This window comes from Pseudoalteromonas sp. P1-7a, assembly GCF_001401855.1.
GTDB lineage: Bacteria > Pseudomonadota > Gammaproteobacteria > Enterobacterales > Alteromonadaceae > Pseudoalteromonas.
The window spans coordinates 1-302 of sequence record NZ_LKDU01000125.1 but is presented as its reverse complement, the minus strand read 5'-3'; the positions used below and the strand labels follow the sequence as shown (position 1 = coordinate 302).

Genomic DNA, 302 nt, shown 5'->3' with positions numbered 1-302 from the left:
GTGCCGCTTTATAGTTAGTCAGTAATTTGTCCGTTGGTGCGCGACGGGTCGCGTTCAACATTCTGGCAACTGAGCTAGTGCCGCTTTATCGTTAGTCAGTAATTTGTCCGTTGGTGCGCGACGGGTCGCGTTCAACATTCTGGCAACTGAGCTAGTACCGCTTTATGAACTATAAATTTTATGAGCTATACGCTATACCAATTTCTTTTGGTGAGAAATTGGAGCGGCACACGAGGCTCGAACTCGTGACCTCGACCTTGGCAAGGTCGCGCTCTACCAACTGAGCTAGTGCCGCTTTATAG

1 tRNA gene is annotated in these 302 nt (G+C 49.0%); it reads right to left on the bottom strand.

The window, feature by feature from the left end:
• Positions 1-219 precede the first annotated feature (219 nt).
• Positions 220-295, bottom strand: a tRNA-Gly gene (locus AN389_RS19790).
• Positions 296-302: the final 7 nt, after the last annotated feature.